Consider the following 16092-nt stretch of genomic DNA (forward strand, 5'->3'; position numbering starts at 1 on the left):
GCGCATGGCGATCTACGGCATCGGTACCGATATCGCGCAGGTGAGCCGTATCGCGGCCGTGCTCGAACGCACGGGTGGCAGGTTTGCCGAGAAGGTGCTGGGCCCCGACGAGCTGCGCGTGTTCCATGCGCGCCGCGCCCGCTCCGAGGCACGCGGCATCGCGTTCCTCGCGACGCGCTTTTCCGCGAAGGAAGCGTTCTCGAAGGCGATCGGGCTCGGTATGCACTGGCCGATGACGTGGCGTGCGCTGCAGACCCTCAACCACCCGAGCGGCGAGCCGTACGTGGTCGCGTCGGGCGAGCTGGCCGACTGGCTTGCCGCCCGCGGCATCACGGCGCGCGTGACGGTCAGCGACGAACGCGACTACGCGGTGTCGTTCGTGATCGCCGAGACCAACTTGCCTGCGGCGGCCCCGCCGGTTCCACGATCTTCTTCCTGACGGAATTCCCGATTCGATGAAAACGACTCCCGGCCCGGTCATGCTCGACGTCGTCGGCACGGCCCTGTCGCGCGACGATGCGCGGCGCCTCGCGCATCCGAATACCGGCGGCGTGATCCTGTTCGCGCGGCACTTCCAGAACCGTGCGCAACTGACCGCGCTGACCGATTCGATCCGCGCGGTGCGCGAAGACATCCTGATCGCCGTCGATCACGAAGGCGGGCGCGTGCAGCGTTTCCGCACCGACGGCTTCACCGTCCTGCCCGCGATGCGGCGCCTCGGCGAGCTGTGGGATCGCGACGTGCTGCTCGCGACGAAGGTCGCGACGGCCGTCGGCTATATCCTGGCCGCGGAATTGCGCGCATGCGGGATCGACATGAGTTTCACCCCCGTGCTCGACCTCGATTACGGGCACTCGAAAGTGATCGGCGATCGCGCGTTCCATCGCGACGCGCGCGTCGTCACGCTGCTCGCGAAGAGCCTGAACCATGGGCTGTCGCTCGCCGGGATGGCGAACTGCGGCAAGCATTTCCCGGGGCATGGCTTCGCGGAGGCCGACTCGCACGTCGCGCTGCCGACCGATGACCGCACGCTCGATGCGATCCTCAAGCAGGATGTCGCGCCTTACGACTGGCTCGGCTTGTCGCTGTCCGCGGTGATTCCCGCGCACGTGATCTACACGCAGGTCGACACGCGGCCGGCGGGTTTCTCGCGCGTGTGGCTGCAGGACATCCTGCGCGGGCGGCTCGGCTTCACCGGCGCGATCTTCAGCGACGACCTGTCGATGGAAGCCGCGCGCGAAGGCGGTACGCTCACGCAGGCGGCCGACGCCGCGCTCGCTGCCGGTTGCGACATGGTGCTCGTCTGCAACCAGCCGGACGCGGCCGAGGTCGTGCTGAACGGGTTGAAAGCGCGGGCAACGGACGAGTCGGTGCGACGCCTCAAGCGGATGCGCGCGCGCGGCAAGGCGCCCAAGTGGGACAAGCTGATCGCGCAGCCCGAGTACCTGCAGGCGCAGGCGCTGCTGCGCGACGCGTTCGCGTAAGCGCGCGAAACGAAACAGCCGCGCAACTCGCGCGGCTTCAGGAGGCCGGTCAGCCTGACCGACGCAGCCCGATCAGCAGACGCTGATCGGGCTGTTTCATTCGTGGCGGCGCGATCCGCGCCGCGCTGCCTCAGTCCATCTTCATCCGCTGCAGCTTGTTGTACAGCGTCTTCGGGCTGATGCCGAGCAGCGTTGCCGCGCGGTGGCGCGTACCGCCGACCGCATCGAGCGTCGCGCGGATTAGCAGATCCTCGACGTCGGACAGCGGCGTGCCGACCTTGATCTGCACGCTGCTGCCGTTCAGCGCGGCGCCGGCCGAGAAACTCGGTTCGCCCGCGCGTAGCGTCTCGATGAAATCGCCCGATGCGTCGTACGCGAAGCGCACGCGTTCCTGCAGTTCGCGCACGTTGCCCGGCCATTCGTAGGACAGGCATTCGCGCACGAAGCCCGGTGCCGCGCGCTTGTCGGTCGTGCTGCGGCCGGTTGCGCGCGCTTCGCGGTTCAGCTCGTCGATCAGCGCGTCGCCGATCGCGAGCGCATCGCCGTCGCGCTCGCGCAGCGGCGGCATCGTGATCGACGCCGCATCGAGGCGCAACCACAGATCCTCGCGCAGCGTACCGTTCGCGACCGCTTCGCGCGCCGGGCGGCGCGTGGTCGCGATCAGCCGGAAATCGCTCGTGATCGAACTCGTGCCGCCGATCCGCATGAAGTTCTGCGAATCGAGCGCATGCAGCAGCGCTTCCTGCAGCACGAGCGGCAGCGCGGTGATTTCGTCGAGGAACAGCGTGCCGCCGCCGGCCTGCTCGAACAGGCCCGATTCGCGACGCTCGGCGCCGTCGAACGCGCCGCGCTCATGGCCGAACAGTACGCTGTCGAGCGATGCGCCGTGGCGGCCGGCCTGCGCGATCGTCCTGCAGTCGAACGACACGAACGGCCCCTTGCGGCGCCGGCTCAGGTCGTGCAGCGTGCGCGCGGCCAGCTTCTTGCCGGTACCGGCTTCGCCGGAGAACAGGACAGCCGTTTCGGTGCGCGCGTTGTGCTCGATCATGTCGTATACGTGCTGCATCGCGTCGCTGCGGCCGACCAGCGCGCCGAAGCGGCCGAGGTGGCGCAGCGATGCGCGCAACGACTGCACTTCGTCGATCAGTTCGTAGGGACGGGGGATCCGCGCGAGCAGGCTGCGCAGGCGCGGAATGTTGATCGGCTTCAGCAGGTAGTCCCAGATACCGTGACGCAGGCCCTCGATGGCGCTCTCGACCGTCGCATTGCCCGTCAGCACGATGACGGGCAGCGAGCCGTTCGGCTGTTGCTGCGGCAGGTGCTGGAGCAGGTCGAACCCGCTGCCGTCCGGCAGGTTCAGGTCGACGAGCACGACATCGGGAATCGAGCGGCCGAGCGCCGTGCGCGCTTCGGCGAGCGACGTGGCCGTGTCGACCGAGAAGCCGTCCGCGGCGAGCAGCGCGGTGAGGCCGGACAGACTGTTGGGATCGTCTTCGACAATCAGGGCGTGTGGCATGGTGGACGCGAGTCGAGTCAAGAGAGGCGGGCTGTCGGTCATCGGGGCCGCAGCCGCATGTCAGATTAAAAACTGATTTTATGCCCCGCTGAACGCGTAACGAACATTATTTCTCCGGCGCTATAAAACAGTTACCGATGATACAAATTGAATATCTTTACCGGTGGATTTTGTGCTTTACATGAGCGTGGCCCACGCTCGCTTGTTGGCGCCGGACAAACAAAAAGCGCCCCGAAGGGCGCTTTGTTCGATGCGGGCATCGCTGGCGATTACGCGCGGCTGCGGTATTCGTTCGTGCGCGTATCGATTTCGATCTTGTCGCCGGTGTTGCAGAACAGCGGCACTTGCAGTTCGAAGCCCGTTGCGAGCTTGGCGTTCTTCAGCACCTTGCCCGACGACGTGTCGCCCTTGACTGCCGGTTCCGTGTAGGTGATCTCGCGAACGAGGACCGTCGGCAGTTCGACCGAGATCGCCTTCTCGTTGTAGAACACGACTTCGCAAGCCATGCCGTCTTCGAGGTAGTTCAGCGCTTCGCCCATCATTTCGGCTTCGACTTCGAACTGGTTGTAGTCGGCGTCCATGAACACGTACATCGGGTCGGCAAAGTACGAGTACGTCACTTCCTTGCGGTCGAGCACGACGACGTCGAACTTGTCGTCAGCCTTGTAGACTGCTTCCTGGCCTGCATTCGTCAGCAGGTTCTTCATCTTCATCTTGACGACGGCGGAGTTACGGCCCGACTTGTTGTATTCAGCCTTGGCGATGACCCATGCGTCGCTGCCGATCTGCACGACGTTGCCTACGCGGAGTTCCTGTGCGGTTTTCATAAAAAACTGTCCTGATCAAATCAAAAAAATAGGTGCCTGAGCGTTGCACAACGGGTGAGGCGCCAAGCAGACGCGTTCCGGTGGGCGCCAAAAGCAAGCGCTTGCGTGGTCGGCCGTCGGATAACCGCTTATTTTAACTGAGATTTTGCGTATTCCGCCAGCTTTCCCGCGAGATCGCCGACGGCCGCGAGCGCATCGGCCCAGCGGGCCGCGTTGGCGTCCAGTGCGGCGCGGTGCTGCCAGAAATCCGCCCAGTCGGGTGTGCCGGCGCCGTTCCATGCATGCCAGAACCGCTCGAGCGCCGCGCGAGGCGCGTCGGCGAGGCCGGCCGACAGGTGCGCGAGCGCGGCGTCGAGCTTCGGCAGGTGCACGTCGTCGGCCTGCGGATAGATGTGCCACACGAACGGCTTGCGTGCCCACTGCGCGCGGACGAACGAATCCTCGCCACGCACGAAATTGATGTCGGCCACCCACAGCAAGGGATCGTAGTCAGCCTGGGGGACGAATGCGAGCCCGTACGCGGTGAGATTGCCGCGGCTCGCCCGTGCGCCGGCGCCGAATGATCCAACCCCGGACTCGACCCCGAAAAAACGCGCAACGGCAGGCGACACGCGGCCGGCCGGCACGAGCGCGACGACCGGCGCCGGGCCGTCGCGCCACTGCGCGAGCAGCGCGTCGACGGCCGGATTCTCGTACGCGAACAGGCTGACGACCGTCGTGCCCGGCGCGGGCGGCGCGTCGCCCGTCGTGCGCCGCCACCAGGCGGCACGCGCGTGGGCGTCGGCTTCGAAGGCCGCGCGTCGCGAATCGAGGTCGTGTTCCTTCAGGACGCCGCCGGTGCCGGCCGACAGGCCGGGGAAGAAGAACGTCTTCAGCAGCGGGTAGCGCGGATGCGGCGACGGGCGCAGATGGAAGTCGGCGACCCAGTCCTCGGCGCTCAGGTATTCGAGGTTGATCCACACGGGGCGGCGCGCGCGGCGCGCCATCGCCGCGAGATACGCGCCGGGCAGCTCGCACGCGAACGCTTCGATCACGACATCGGCGATCTCGATCGCGTCGCCGACCTCGGCGTGCCAGTGCTCGATCACGACCCCGTCGGCGGTCTGCCGCAGCGCGTCGGGATCGACCCCGGGCAGCAGGCGCGCGAACGTGCGCAGGTCGTCGATGAACAGGCGAACCTGCCAGCCGTGCTCGTGCGCGAGCTGGCGCGCGAGGCGCCAGCAGACGCCGATGTCGCCGAAATTGTCGATCACGGTACAGAAGAGGTCGCAGGCGACGGTTTCGTCCGGCGTGCGCGGGGTCGGGTCGTGGGGGCGGGGGGCGGTGCGTGGCATCGAAGCGGGCCGGTGAATGCTCTAAACTGGCGATTCTAATAGACCCGTTCCGCGTTACAAGGCGCCCGGATCACGCATGACATCCCCTGAAGCTTCCGATACCCCGTTCGAACCGAAGAAGATCCTTGCGCAGTTGCCGCACATGCCGGGCGTCTATCGCTATTACGACACGACGGGCGCCGTGCTCTACGTCGGCAAGGCACGCGACCTGAAGAAGCGCGTATCGAGCTATTTCACGAAGACGCAGCTGTCGCCGCGCATCGCGATGATGGTCACGCGCATCGCGCGCATCGAGACGACCGTCACGCGTTCGGAGGCCGAGGCGCTGCTGCTCGAGAACAACCTGATCAAGGCGCTCGCGCCGCGCTACAACATCCTGTTTCGCGACGACAAGTCGTATCCGTACCTGAAGCTCACCGCGCACCGCTTTCCGCGCATGGCCTACTACCGCGGCTCGGTCGACAAGCAGAACCAGTATTTCGGGCCGTTCCCGAGCGCGTGGGCCGTGCGCGAGAGCATCCAGATCCTGCAGCGCGTGTTCCAGTTGCGCACCTGCGAGGATTCGGTCTTCAACAACCGCACGCGGCCGTGCCTGCTGCACCAGATCGGGCGCTGCACGGCGCCGTGCGTCGGCGCGATCTCCGACGAGGATTACGCGATCGACGTGTCGAACGCCGCGCGTTTCCTGCTCGGCCGGCAGTCCGAAGTGATGAAGGAGCTCGAGCAGAAGATGCACGCGTTCGCGTCCGAGCTGAAATTCGAGCAGGCGGCGGCCGTGCGCAACCAGATGAGCTCGCTCGCGACGGTGCTGCACCAGCAGGCGATCGAGGTCGGCAGCGACAGCGACGTCGACATCCTCGCCGTCGTCGCGCAGGGCGGGCGCGTGTGCGTGAACCTGGCGATGGTGCGCGGCGGCCGGCATCTCGGCGACAAGGCGTATTTCCCGACGCACGTCGAAAGCGCGCTGACGCTCGCCGAGGGCGGGCTCGGCGACGAGGCCGAGCCGGTGGTCGAGGCGCTGCCTGACCAGCCGGCGGAAGACGCGGGCGGCGCGCGCAATGCGCAGGCGTCGGTCGAGGCCGAGGTGCTCGACGCGTTCATCGCTCAGCACTATCTCGGCAATCGCGTGCCGCCCGTGCTGGTCGTGAGCCATGCGCCCGCGAGCCGCGACCTGCTCGAGTTGCTGTCCGAGCAGGCCGGCCACAAGGTGTCGCTGGTGCGGCAGCCGCAGGGGCAGCGGCGCGCGTGGCTGTCGATGGCCGAACAGAATGCGCAGATCGCGCTGATGCGGCTGCTGTCCGAGCAGGGCTCGCAGCAGGCGCGCACGCGGGCGCTCGCGGAGACGCTCAGCTACGAATGCGACGATCTGGCGACGCTGCGGATCGAATGCTTCGACATCAGTCATACGATGGGCGAGGCGACGCAGGCGTCGTGCGTGGTCTACCACCATCACAAGATGCAGTCGGGCGAGTATCGCCGCTACAACATCACCGGGATTACGCCGGGCGACGACTACGCGGCGATGCGGCAGGTGCTCACGCGCCGCTACGAGAAGATGGTCGAGCAGGCGGCCCAGGCGGCGGCTGTCGACGAAGCGGCCGGCATCGACGGCGAGTCGACGCGCCAGGCCGAGGCGTCGAGCCTGCTGCCGAACATCGTGCTGATCGACGGCGGCAAGGGTCAGGTCGAAATCGCGCGCCAGGTGTTCACCGAGCTCGGCCTCGACACGTCGATGCTGGTCGGCGTCGCGAAGGGCGAGGGGCGCAAGGTCGGCCTCGAGACGCTCGTGTTCGCGGACGGCCGCACGCCGCTCGAACTCGGCAAGGAGAGCGCCGCGCTGATGCTCGTCGCGCAGATTCGCGACGAGGCGCACCGCTTCGCGATCACCGGCATGCGCGCGAAGCGGGCGAAGGCGCGCCAGACGTCGCGGCTCGAGGAGCTCGAGGGCGTGGGCGCGAAGCGACGCCAGCGGCTGCTCGCGCGGTTCGGCGGGTTGCGCGGCGTCGTTGCCGCGAGCGTCGAGGAACTCGCGAGCGTCGAGGGCATCTCGCATGCGCTCGCCGAGCAGATCTACAAGCAGCTTCACTGACGCCGCCGTGCGGCCGGCTGCCTCGCCAGCGTTCTTGTGGCAGGCCGGTCGACACGGCACAATTGCGAATCCTCTACTGTCCCGCATGCCATGCCGTTCAATTTCCCGATTTTCCTGACGTGGGTACGGATCGTGCTGATTCCGCTCGTCGTCGGCGTGTTCTATCTGCCGGACACGGTGATGGGCGGCGCGCACCGCAATCTCGCGGCGGCGGCGATCTTCATACTCGCGGCGCTGACCGACTGGTTCGACGGTTATCTCGCACGCAAGTGGAACCAGACGTCGTCGTTCGGCGCATTTCTCGATCCGGTGGCGGACAAGTTGATGGTGACGGCGGCGCTGCTGATCCTCGTGCAGATTTCGCGCGTCGACGCGGCGATCGCGCTCGTGATCGTCGGCCGCGAGATCGCGATTTCGGCGCTGCGCGAGTGGATGGCCCAGATCGGTGCGTCGAAGAGCGTGGCGGTGAACCAGCTCGGCAAGTTCAAGACCGCGTGCCAGATGGTCGCGATTCCGATGCTGCTGTTCTACGGGCCGCTGCCGCTCGGCATCGCCACGATCGACACGCGCGTGTGGGGCGAGTGGCTGATGTATCTCGCGGCGGTGCTGACGATCTGGTCGATGCTGTACTACATGAAGCTCGCATGGCCGCAAATTCGCGAGCGCAGCCGCGTGTGACGCGGTCCGCCATGCCGGGGCGGAGAACTTTTTGGAAAAGGGGCGCGAAAAACCCTTGACACACGAATGTGCCTTCGACATAATCTCGCTTCTCCGCTGCACGACGAAGTAAGTGTGTGACGGGGAAGCAGTAGCGCAGCAACATGCGGGAGTAGCTCAGTTGGTAGAGCGCAACCTTGCCAAGGTTGAGGTCGCGAGTTCGAGACTCGTCTCCCGCTCCAGATTTTTTCTGGCAGCGTGTAGTACGGCAGAGCGCTGCAGATGCAGGACACATGCGGGAGTAGCTCAGTTGGTAGAGCGCAACCTTGCCAAGGTTGAGGTCGCGAGTTCGAGACTCGTCTCCCGCTCCAGGTTTTTGGCGACGCGTTGTACGGCAAGCGTTGCAGTTGCAGGACAATGCGGGAGTAGCTCAGTTGGTAGAGCGCAACCTTGCCAAGGTTGAGGTCGCGAGTTCGAGACTCGTCTCCCGCTCCAGGTAATGGGGAAGCCACGCTTCCCTTTTTATTTGATGGACCGACGGTCATCAAAGAAATCTGTCGCTTGCCGGCACGGCGAGTGAACAGTCCGCTTTTGGCGCGATAGCAAAGCGGTTATGCAGCGGCCTGCAAAGCCGTTTAGGCCGGTTCGACTCCGGCTCGCGCCTCCAGACAAAGCCCCGCTTCGGCGGGGCTTTTCTTTTTTCTCCCCTCCATTCGCTGCCGGACGCCAAACACGTTGCACGGACGGCACTCCGTCGAAAGTGCCGACGACCGTCAATACCGCCGGGACTTTATCGATCTGGTCAAAACGCTGCTATTTGTTGAAAGGCGGGGCGCATTCCGTGCAAATATTTAAATTATCGTGCATGAATATGTCTGCGTGCATGTAATTGCCCTATATTTGTCGGGTCAGCGGTGTTATATTTTTTCGCTATAAATATAACCGAGGGTAATTCGAATGCTAATAACCGGGATGTCTCGCAAAACCCGTTGCTGGTCGGCCGTCGTGGCATTGGCGGCATTCGCGGGGCTGGTCGGCGCTGCGTGGGCCAACACGCAGCCGACGCAGCAAAAGCAGGCGCGCATGCCGCGCGTGCCGCAGAACCTGCCGGTCTCGCCCGAACAGGCCGAGTACAACCTGCCGCTCAGCGAGCAGGACCGCGCGATGCTGACCAAGCCTTCGCAACAGAAGCAGCCGCTCAAGCGCAGCAAACGCAGCGCATCGGGTGCCGATTGTCGCGACATGGCGGTGATGACCCAGTATCGCGGCGCGGCACTTGCCGACTACATTGCCAATCTTCCCGATTATGAATGCCATTACGGCCTGTTTTCAGTCGATAAAACCTTGGCCGCGCAGATCTTTAATGCCGAAAACGTGCACGCCGTCGCGGGTCGTTTCGTGCAGGAGTTATATCGCTATGACGCAAGCAATTTGATTCTGGTCAATTTGCTGATTTATCTGCGTTCCGCTTATTACCAATATGACGTATCGGGCATTGCGGATCCGATTCCGAATCTCGCGGTGCAGCTGCGCCCGTATATCAAGCAAAGCCTCGAGGGCGATGCGCTCTATCGTGAGAATTCGCGTGCGCCGAGCACCGCGAACGAACTGATGAAGCTCATCACGAACATGAAGGACGAGGCGTACTACCTGCCTGCACTGAAGAACCGCGTTGCGCTCTATACGGCGAGCGCGGCGAATCCGCAGGCGGCGGCGCCGCTGCAGCAGCGGAGCGCGGCGGGCGGCTTCACCGGCCTGCTGACGGTGTTCTTCTACGCGCATCAGCGCACCGGCGCGCAGCAGATGCTCGACAGCGACGCGACCCTGCCCGAGACGCTCAATCGCTTCGTCACCGCGAACCGCGCGAGCCTGTCGAATACCAGCGCCGCATATCAGCTCGCCGACGCGGCGCGCGAGACCTATCGCTTTCTCCGTTATCCGACGCAGAAGCCGCGCGTGAAGAAGATGATCCAGGACATGCTCGCGTCGACGAGCATGACGGGCGCGGACAGCGATCTGTGGCTCGCGGCGGCGGAAGCGGTCGACTATGGCGACTCCGGCAGCTGCGCGGATTACGGCACGTGCGACTACAAGAAGCGTCTGGCCGACGCGGTGCTGACGCATCGTTACGCATGCAACGCGAGCGTGCGTGTTCTCGCGCAGGACATGACGGCGCCGCAGTTGCAGTCGGTATGCGCGGCGGTCGCCCGGCAGGACGATTACTTTCACCGGATGATGAAGACCGGACGCAAGCCGGTCGCGGGCGATCGGAATGACACGATCGAGCTCGTCGTCTTCGACGACTACGCGAACTACCGCAAGTACGCTTCGGTGATCTACGGAATCAGCACCGACAATGGCGGCATGTACCTCGAAGGCGATCCGTCGGCGCCCGGCAACCAGGCGCGCTTCATCGCGCACGAGGCGTCGTGGCTGCGGCCCGAGTTCAAGGTGTGGAACCTCGAGCACGAGTTCACGCACTATCTCGACGGCCGCTACGACATGGCGGGCGACTTCACGGCGAGCACCGCGAAGCCGACCGTCTGGTGGATCGAAGGCGTTGCCGAATATCTGTCGAGAAAGAACGACAATCAGGAATCGATCGACGCCGCGCACACGGGCGCGTACCGGTTCTCGGACGTGCTCGGGACGCGTTACGCGTCGAGCGACTACGTCGCGCGTGCATACCGGTGGGGCTATATGGCGACGCGCTTCATGTTCGAGCGCCATCGCGCCGACGTCGACACGATCGTTGCACGCTTCCGCGCGGGTGATTACGACGGCTACGAGAACTACGTCGGGTACATCGGCCGCCGCTACGACAGCGAGTTCGCCGATTGGGCGCGCAATGCAACGACGGGAGGGGAGCCGCCGCTGCCGACGGCGAGATGATCGAGCGCGGCCGCCTGAGTAAAAAGCCCGCGTCGTGAACTGCACCCATAGGTTGGATCAGTGTCAACCTCTTGGGGGCAGTTCAATTCCTCGGAGCTTTCCCTTTTCCTGTTCAGCCTCGCGCCTTCTCCCACGCGTGCTCGACGAATACGCGGCACAGCGCCTCCATCCCCCGGCGGTCTTCGTCGTCGAAGCGCGCGGCGACCGGGCTGTCGACGTCCCACACGCCGATCAGCGTGCCGTCGCCGGCCACCAGCGGCACGACGATTTCCGATTCCGACGCGGCGTCGCACGCGATATGGCCGGGGAAATCATGCACGTCACGCACGACCTGCGTCTCGCGCGTCTGCGCAGCCGTGCCGCACACGCCCTTGCCGAGCGCGATCCGCACGCACGCGGGCTTGCCCTGGAACGGCCCGACCACGAGCTCCGTCCCGTCGAAGAAGTAGAAGCCGGCCCAGTTGAGACGGTCGAGCGAGTGGTAGACCAGCGCGGCGAAGTTGGCCGCGTTCGCGGTCAGGTCGCGTTCGGATTCGACGAGCGCGCGTGCCTGCTCGACGAGCGTCGCGTATTGATCGGCCTTGGAGGCGTTGGGGTCGTTGGACAGCGTGAACATGGCTGGAATGCGCAAGGGTGGTCGGAAGTGCGCGGAGCGCGCATGCGGCAGTCTACGGCACATGCCGCTGACGCGCAGCGCGCGTCCTCGCGCACGCGAATGCGCAAGCTGGCGCCGCGGGTTCAGTCGGGTTCGAGTTCGGCAAACCGCGCAGCCAGAAAATCGAGCAGCGCGCGCACGGCAGGCAGCAACCCCCGGCGCGACGCGAACACCGCATGCACGATCTCGCGGCGCGGTGCCCAGTCGGGCAGCACGGTTACCAGCGCGCCGCGCGCGACCTCGTCGCGCACCATCATCGTCGGCAATTGCACGATGCCGACACCGGCGACGGCCGCCGCGCGCAACGCGAGCATGCCGCCGGTCACGAAACGCGGCTGGTGGTGGATCTCCGCATGCGCACCGTCGGGCCCGCGCAGCCGCCACACGTGCGTGGACTGCGGGACGCCGTGATCGAGGCTCGGCAGGCGCGCGAGATCGGCGGGAACGGCCGGCATGCCGCGCTCGCGCAGCATCGTGGGGCTGGCGACGAGGCACTGGCCGCGCTCGGCCAGCACGCGCAGCGCGAGATCGCTGTCCTCGAGCGGAGGCGGGCGTACGCGGATCGCGACGTCGATCCCTTCGCCGACCACGTCGACGCGCCGGTTGGTCGCTTCCAGATGAATCTCGACGCGCGGGCACGCGACCATGAACGCGGCGATCATCTCGCCCACGAGCGAATCGAGCAGCACGATCGGGCAACTGACGCGCACGATGCCGCGCGGCTCCTCGTGCAGCAGCGCGATCGCCTCGTCGGCTGCGTCGGCCTCGACGAGCATCGCGCGGCAATGCGAATAATAGGTCTGGCCGACGTCGGTAACGGTGAAGCGGCGCGTCGAGCGCTGGATCAGCCGCATCCCGAGCCGCGCCTCGAGCAGCGCGATGCGGCGGCTCAGCTTCGATTTCGGCATGTCCAGCGCACGCCCGGCCGGTGCGAAACCGCCGTGTTCGACGACCTGCACGAAATAATAGAGATCGTTCAGATCCCGCGCTTTATCGTTCATGAAATGGAACGCTGAGTGCGATTTTGGCAGTCTACCGGATCGATCGTTCCACCTCTATATTCCTGTTCAGGATGCGAAACACGTGTTTCGCCGCAATTCGGAGAAGGCAATGAAGAAGATCCAGGGTGTGTACAGTGCGCCGCGCGGCCATTGGGTCGGCGACGGTTTCCCGGTGCGTTCGATGTTCAGCTACCAGTCTCACGGCACGCACCTGAGCCCGTTCCTGCTGCTCGACTACGCCGGCCCGACGTCGTTCGAGCCGGGCTCGGCTTCGGCGCCGCGCGGGGTCGGCCAGCATCCGCACCGCGGGTTCGAGACGGTGACGATCGTCTATGACGGCGAGGTCGCACACCGCGACTCGACCGGCGCGGGCGGCGTGATCGGCCCGGGTGACGTGCAGTGGATGACGGCCGCGAGCGGGATCCTGCACGAGGAATTCCACTCGGAAGGGTTCACGCAGCGTGGCGGCCCGCTCGAGATGGTCCAGTTGTGGGTGAACCTGCCCGCCAAGGACAAGATGGGGGCGCCCGGCTACCAGACGCTGCTGGACGCCGATATCCCCGTGGTCGAACTGCCTGACGGCGCGGGGCGGGCGCGGATCATCGCGGGCGAGCTCGACGGGCGGCGCGGCCCGGCCCGCACGCATACGCCGATCGACGTGTGGGACGTGCGGCTCGTGGCCGGCGGCCACGCGCGGTTTCCGGTCGCCGAAGGGCGCACGCTCGCGGTGGTCGTGCTGAGCGGTACCGTGCAGGTGAACGGCGAGACGGTCGCCCGCGAAGCGCAATTCGTGCAGCTCGGCCGCGACGGCAGCGACGTCGAGATCGAGGCGAACGGCGACGCGAAGCTGCTGATCCTGAGCGGCGAACCGATCGACGAGCCCGTCGTCGGTTACGGCCCGTTCGTGATGAACTCGCAAGCGGAGATCCGCACCGCGATCGAGGACTTCAACAGCGGCCGCTTCGGCCGGATGCCGGCATGACGGACAGGCCCCGCGCAATGCGGGGCCCGTTGTCGTGCGTGCAAGGCGGTCGCGCGGCGAGTGCGCTTCGGGGCATAATCGACGATTGCCGCGCGCCGGCCGGCGCGCCCGAAGCCCGAATCAGGACCGCACATGAACGCACCCGCAACCGCCGCAAACCCGCCCGCCACCGATGCGCTCGACTGGCGCTGGAAATCCTTCGACGCGCTGACGGCGCGCGAAGTCTATTCGATCCTCGAAGCCCGCAGCGCCGTGTTCGTCGTCGAGCAGAACTGCGTGTATCGCGACATCGACGATGCGGACCAGGCCGCCTGGCACCTGGCCGCGTACGACGAAGCGGGCCGGCTGGCCGGCTATCTGCGCGTGCTGTTGCCCGATGCGCAGCACACCGACGTACGCATCGGCCGCGTGCTGACGACCGCCGCGTTCCGTGGCGCGGGCCTGGGCAACGGGCTGCTGTCGCGCGCGCTCGAGCATATCCGCGCGCAGTGGCCGGATACGCCGGTGAGCCTGCATGCGCAGGCCCACTTGCAGCGTTTTTACGGCGCATTCGGCTTCACGCCGAGTTCGGACGTGCACGACGAGGACGGCATCCCGCACGTGTGGATGAGCAGCGCGCGCGCCTGATACGGCGGCGCGCGCCGCGTCAGCGCGCGCCGTGCACGGTGCGCGCGACCGCCTGGCCGGCCTCGCGCCCGGCTTCACGCTTCGCCGCGCGTTCGTCCCGCAGGCGGCCGCGGGCGGACAGCCGCAGCCAGTGCCGCAGCGCGATCAGCGCGCCGATCACGCTCATCATCGAGCCGGGAATCCACAGCAGCAGGCCGCCGATCTGCTGGTCGCGCAGCGGGCTCAGCCACGTGAACGCGCGGCCGCAGATCGAATAGATCGGATACAGCTCGTGCGGCGTGAAGAAGATCAGCGCGCCGAGTGCGATCTGCGGCGGGATCGCCGCGACGACGATGAGGATCCGGCGGCCCGGCGACAGTCGCGCGGGCGGCGCGGGGCGCGGATCGACGACGAGCCACCAGAACAGCAGCCCGTCGACCACCATGCTCCAGTTCATCACGCGATAGAGACGCCAGTCGAGCATCGCGATGAAGTGGATCGGCGACAGCAGCCAGAAATAGATCAGCCCGACGAACAGCACGACCGCGACGACGGGATGGAACACCACGTCGAGCGTCGCGCGCACGGGTGCCCACGCGAGTGCGGGGCGCACGAAGCGCTGCCGCCAGCGAAACGGGATGCCCGCGCGAATCGCCGCGCCCGGATACGACAGCGCGATGAAGAACGGCCCGAGGTGGTGCAGCACGAGGTGCTGCGCGCGGTGCAGGAAGAACTCGTGCTCGAAGAAATAGTCGAGCCGCGTATGCAGTGCGATGTAGAGCGCCGTCAGCCCGAACCAGAACGAGAACTGCCGCAGCGGCGACACCTTCGCCTTCTTCACGCCGCGCGCGAACAGCACGGCAGCGGCGAGCACCGCGATCACCACGGTCGGCGACGGTTCCCACGGGTCGAGCCAGTACAGGAGGTTCATCGCGCGCGCATCACTTTGCCTGGGCCGGCGATTTCACGGCGAACGGCGCATCGACCGTTTCGCCGTCGGAGAATTTCAGGCGCAGGTGCACGGTGTCGCCCGGCTTGATCGCGTGCTTCGGCTCCTCGAGCATGAAGTGGTAGCCGCCCGGCGCGATGTCGACCTTGCCGCGCGCGGGGATCGTCAGCTTGTCGACCATTTCCATCTTCTGCGTCGAGCCGTTCGAGACGGTCTGGTGCAGCATCGCCATTCCGTAGTCGGGGCTGTCGACGTCGACGAGATCGACCGGCTTGTCGCCCGTGTTCACGATCGTGACGTAGCCGCCTGCAGGCAGCTTGTTCGGCAGCCAGCGCACCCATGCGTTCTGCGCGGTGATCGCACCGGCGGCATAGGCGTGGGCGCCGGCGCACAGCGCGGCGAGGAGGGCGAGCGTCTTGAGTGTCGTGTTCGTCTTCATGTCGTGAGATGAATTCAGGTGGTGGAGGCGGTGTCGATGATCCGGCGCACATCGGCGGCGATGGCGTCGGGCGAGTCGCGGTCGGTCGCAAGCAGGCGTGCGCGGCCGGTTGCGTCGAAGATGTAGACGGCCGAGCTGTGCGTGACTTCGTAGCCGCCGGACGGATCGCGCTGTTCCATCTGGTACGCGACGCGATAGCGCTTCGCGAGCGATTCTATCTGGCGGTCGGTGCCGGTCAGGCCGCGCGCATGCGCGGCGTCGAACGCGGCGACATACGATTGCATCGCCTGCGGTGTGTCGCGCGCAGGGTCGACCGAGACGAACAGGATGCGCACGTCGTTGGCCTGCGGGCCGAGCTTCGCCAGCACTTCCATCAGCCGTGCCATCGTTTCGGGGCAGACGTCGGGGCAGTGCGTGTAGCCGAAGTAGACGAGCGCGACCTGGCCGCGGAACGCATCGGCGCCGACGGGGCGGCCGTCGCCGCCCGTCAGCGTGAACGACAGGTCGGGCAGGTGGCCGGTGACGTTGGTCAGGTTCCAGCGCGGCTCGTCGTGCGTGCACGCGGCGAGCGCCACGGCGGCGGCGAGGGCCGCGGCCGTGCGGATGATGCGGGAGAAGCGCCGGTGCGGCGCTGGGCGGGCAGACGACATCCTGGGGCTCG

Annotated in this window: 15 protein-coding genes and 4 tRNA genes; 11 read left to right on the top strand and 8 right to left on the bottom strand. The window is 66.3% G+C overall.

Translation table 11 applies throughout. From position 1 onward, the window contains the following. Nucleotides 1-4 precede the first annotated feature (4 nt). Both acpS and nagZ read left to right on the top strand, forming a co-directional pair. A complete protein-coding gene (acpS, locus tag WT26_RS09020) occupies nucleotides 5-439 on the top strand; it encodes a holo-ACP synthase (RefSeq protein WP_069272659.1) in 435 nt (144 codons plus the stop codon). A gap of 16 nt (nucleotides 440-455) precedes the next feature. After that, nucleotides 456-1484: a beta-N-acetylhexosaminidase gene (gene nagZ, locus WT26_RS09025; protein WP_069272660.1), complete on the top strand. Its 1029-nt coding sequence runs from the start codon at nucleotides 456-458 to the stop codon at nucleotides 1482-1484. 130 nt (nucleotides 1485-1614) lie between these two features. On the opposite strand, the gene WT26_RS09030 is transcribed toward nagZ, so the two are convergent. From WT26_RS09030 to earP, 3 genes are all read right to left on the bottom strand, one after another. Beyond that, entirely contained in the window at nucleotides 1615-3000 is a 1386-nt protein-coding gene (locus WT26_RS09030) for a sigma-54-dependent transcriptional regulator (protein ID WP_069272661.1), read from the bottom strand. A 269-nt stretch (nucleotides 3001-3269) separates the two neighbouring features. Then, nucleotides 3270-3827: an elongation factor P gene (efp, locus tag WT26_RS09035; RefSeq protein WP_011351421.1), complete on the bottom strand. Its 558-nt coding sequence runs from the start codon at nucleotides 3825-3827 to the stop codon at nucleotides 3270-3272. Nucleotides 3828-3955: 128 nt separating this feature from the next. Continuing rightward, entirely contained in the window at nucleotides 3956-5161 is a 1206-nt protein-coding gene (gene earP, locus WT26_RS09040) for an elongation factor P maturation arginine rhamnosyltransferase EarP (protein WP_069272662.1), read from the bottom strand. 76 nt (nucleotides 5162-5237) lie between these two features. Between earP and uvrC the strand changes: the two genes are divergently transcribed. From uvrC to WT26_RS09075, 7 genes are all read left to right on the top strand, one after another. Beyond that, nucleotides 5238-7250 carry an excinuclease ABC subunit UvrC gene (uvrC, locus tag WT26_RS09045; protein WP_069272663.1) on the top strand — a complete coding sequence of 671 codons (2013 nt, stop codon included), beginning with the start codon at nucleotides 5238-5240 and terminating at the stop codon, nucleotides 7248-7250. Between the two features lie 90 nt (nucleotides 7251-7340). After that, complete coding sequence (gene pgsA, locus WT26_RS09050) at nucleotides 7341-7928, top strand: CDP-diacylglycerol--glycerol-3-phosphate 3-phosphatidyltransferase (protein WP_069272664.1); 588 nt, start codon at nucleotides 7341-7343, stop codon at nucleotides 7926-7928. Nucleotides 7929-8073: 145 nt separating this feature from the next. Then, nucleotides 8074-8149 (top strand) — tRNA-Gly (locus tag WT26_RS09055). A gap of 53 nt (nucleotides 8150-8202) precedes the next feature. Further along, a tRNA-Gly gene (locus WT26_RS09060) sits at nucleotides 8203-8278 on the top strand. Nucleotides 8279-8326: 48 nt separating this feature from the next. Beyond that, a tRNA-Gly gene (locus WT26_RS09065) sits at nucleotides 8327-8402 on the top strand. A 98-nt stretch (nucleotides 8403-8500) separates the two neighbouring features. Beyond that, nucleotides 8501-8574, top strand: a tRNA-Cys gene (locus tag WT26_RS09070). Between the two features lie 290 nt (nucleotides 8575-8864). Then, on the top strand, nucleotides 8865-10799 hold the full coding sequence (locus WT26_RS09075) for a collagenase (protein ID WP_060076189.1): 1935 nt from the start codon (nucleotides 8865-8867) through the stop codon (nucleotides 10797-10799). Nucleotides 10800-10911: 112 nt separating this feature from the next. Here the strand turns inward: WT26_RS09075 and WT26_RS09080 are convergent, their stop codons facing one another. Both WT26_RS09080 and WT26_RS09085 read right to left on the bottom strand, forming a co-directional pair. Next, entirely contained in the window at nucleotides 10912-11415 is a 504-nt protein-coding gene (locus WT26_RS09080) for a GAF domain-containing protein (protein WP_069272665.1), read from the bottom strand. A 122-nt stretch (nucleotides 11416-11537) separates the two neighbouring features. Then, complete coding sequence (locus WT26_RS09085) at nucleotides 11538-12455, bottom strand: LysR family transcriptional regulator (RefSeq protein ID WP_069272666.1); 918 nt, start codon at nucleotides 12453-12455, stop codon at nucleotides 11538-11540. Between the two features lie 109 nt (nucleotides 12456-12564). On the opposite strand from WT26_RS09085, the gene WT26_RS09090 reads away from it, so the two are divergent. Together WT26_RS09090 and WT26_RS09095 are read left to right on the top strand one after the other, a co-directional pair. After that, nucleotides 12565-13437, top strand: a complete 873-nt coding sequence (locus WT26_RS09090; RefSeq protein ID WP_069272667.1) for a pirin family protein — start codon at nucleotides 12565-12567, stop codon at nucleotides 13435-13437. 132 nt (nucleotides 13438-13569) lie between these two features. Continuing rightward, a complete protein-coding gene (locus WT26_RS09095) occupies nucleotides 13570-14064 on the top strand; it encodes a GNAT family N-acetyltransferase (RefSeq protein ID WP_069272668.1) in 495 nt (164 codons plus the stop codon). A gap of 19 nt (nucleotides 14065-14083) precedes the next feature. Here the strand turns inward: WT26_RS09095 and WT26_RS09100 are convergent, their stop codons facing one another. The 3 genes from WT26_RS09100 to WT26_RS09110 are packed head-to-tail and all read right to left on the bottom strand — an operon-like array spanning nucleotide 14084 to nucleotide 16081. Further along, nucleotides 14084-14974: a cytochrome c oxidase assembly protein gene (locus WT26_RS09100; RefSeq protein ID WP_069272669.1), complete on the bottom strand. Its 891-nt coding sequence runs from the start codon at nucleotides 14972-14974 to the stop codon at nucleotides 14084-14086. 10 nt (nucleotides 14975-14984) lie between these two features. Further along, on the bottom strand, nucleotides 14985-15431 hold the full coding sequence (locus tag WT26_RS09105) for a copper chaperone PCu(A)C (RefSeq protein WP_059527539.1): 447 nt from the start codon (nucleotides 15429-15431) through the stop codon (nucleotides 14985-14987). A gap of 14 nt (nucleotides 15432-15445) precedes the next feature. After that, nucleotides 15446-16081: an SCO family protein gene (locus tag WT26_RS09110; protein ID WP_059667040.1), complete on the bottom strand. Its 636-nt coding sequence runs from the start codon at nucleotides 16079-16081 to the stop codon at nucleotides 15446-15448. Nucleotides 16082-16092 lie beyond the last annotated feature (11 nt).

The organism is Burkholderia cepacia (assembly GCF_001718835.1).
GTDB classification, from domain to species: domain Bacteria; phylum Pseudomonadota; class Gammaproteobacteria; order Burkholderiales; family Burkholderiaceae; genus Burkholderia; species Burkholderia cepacia_F.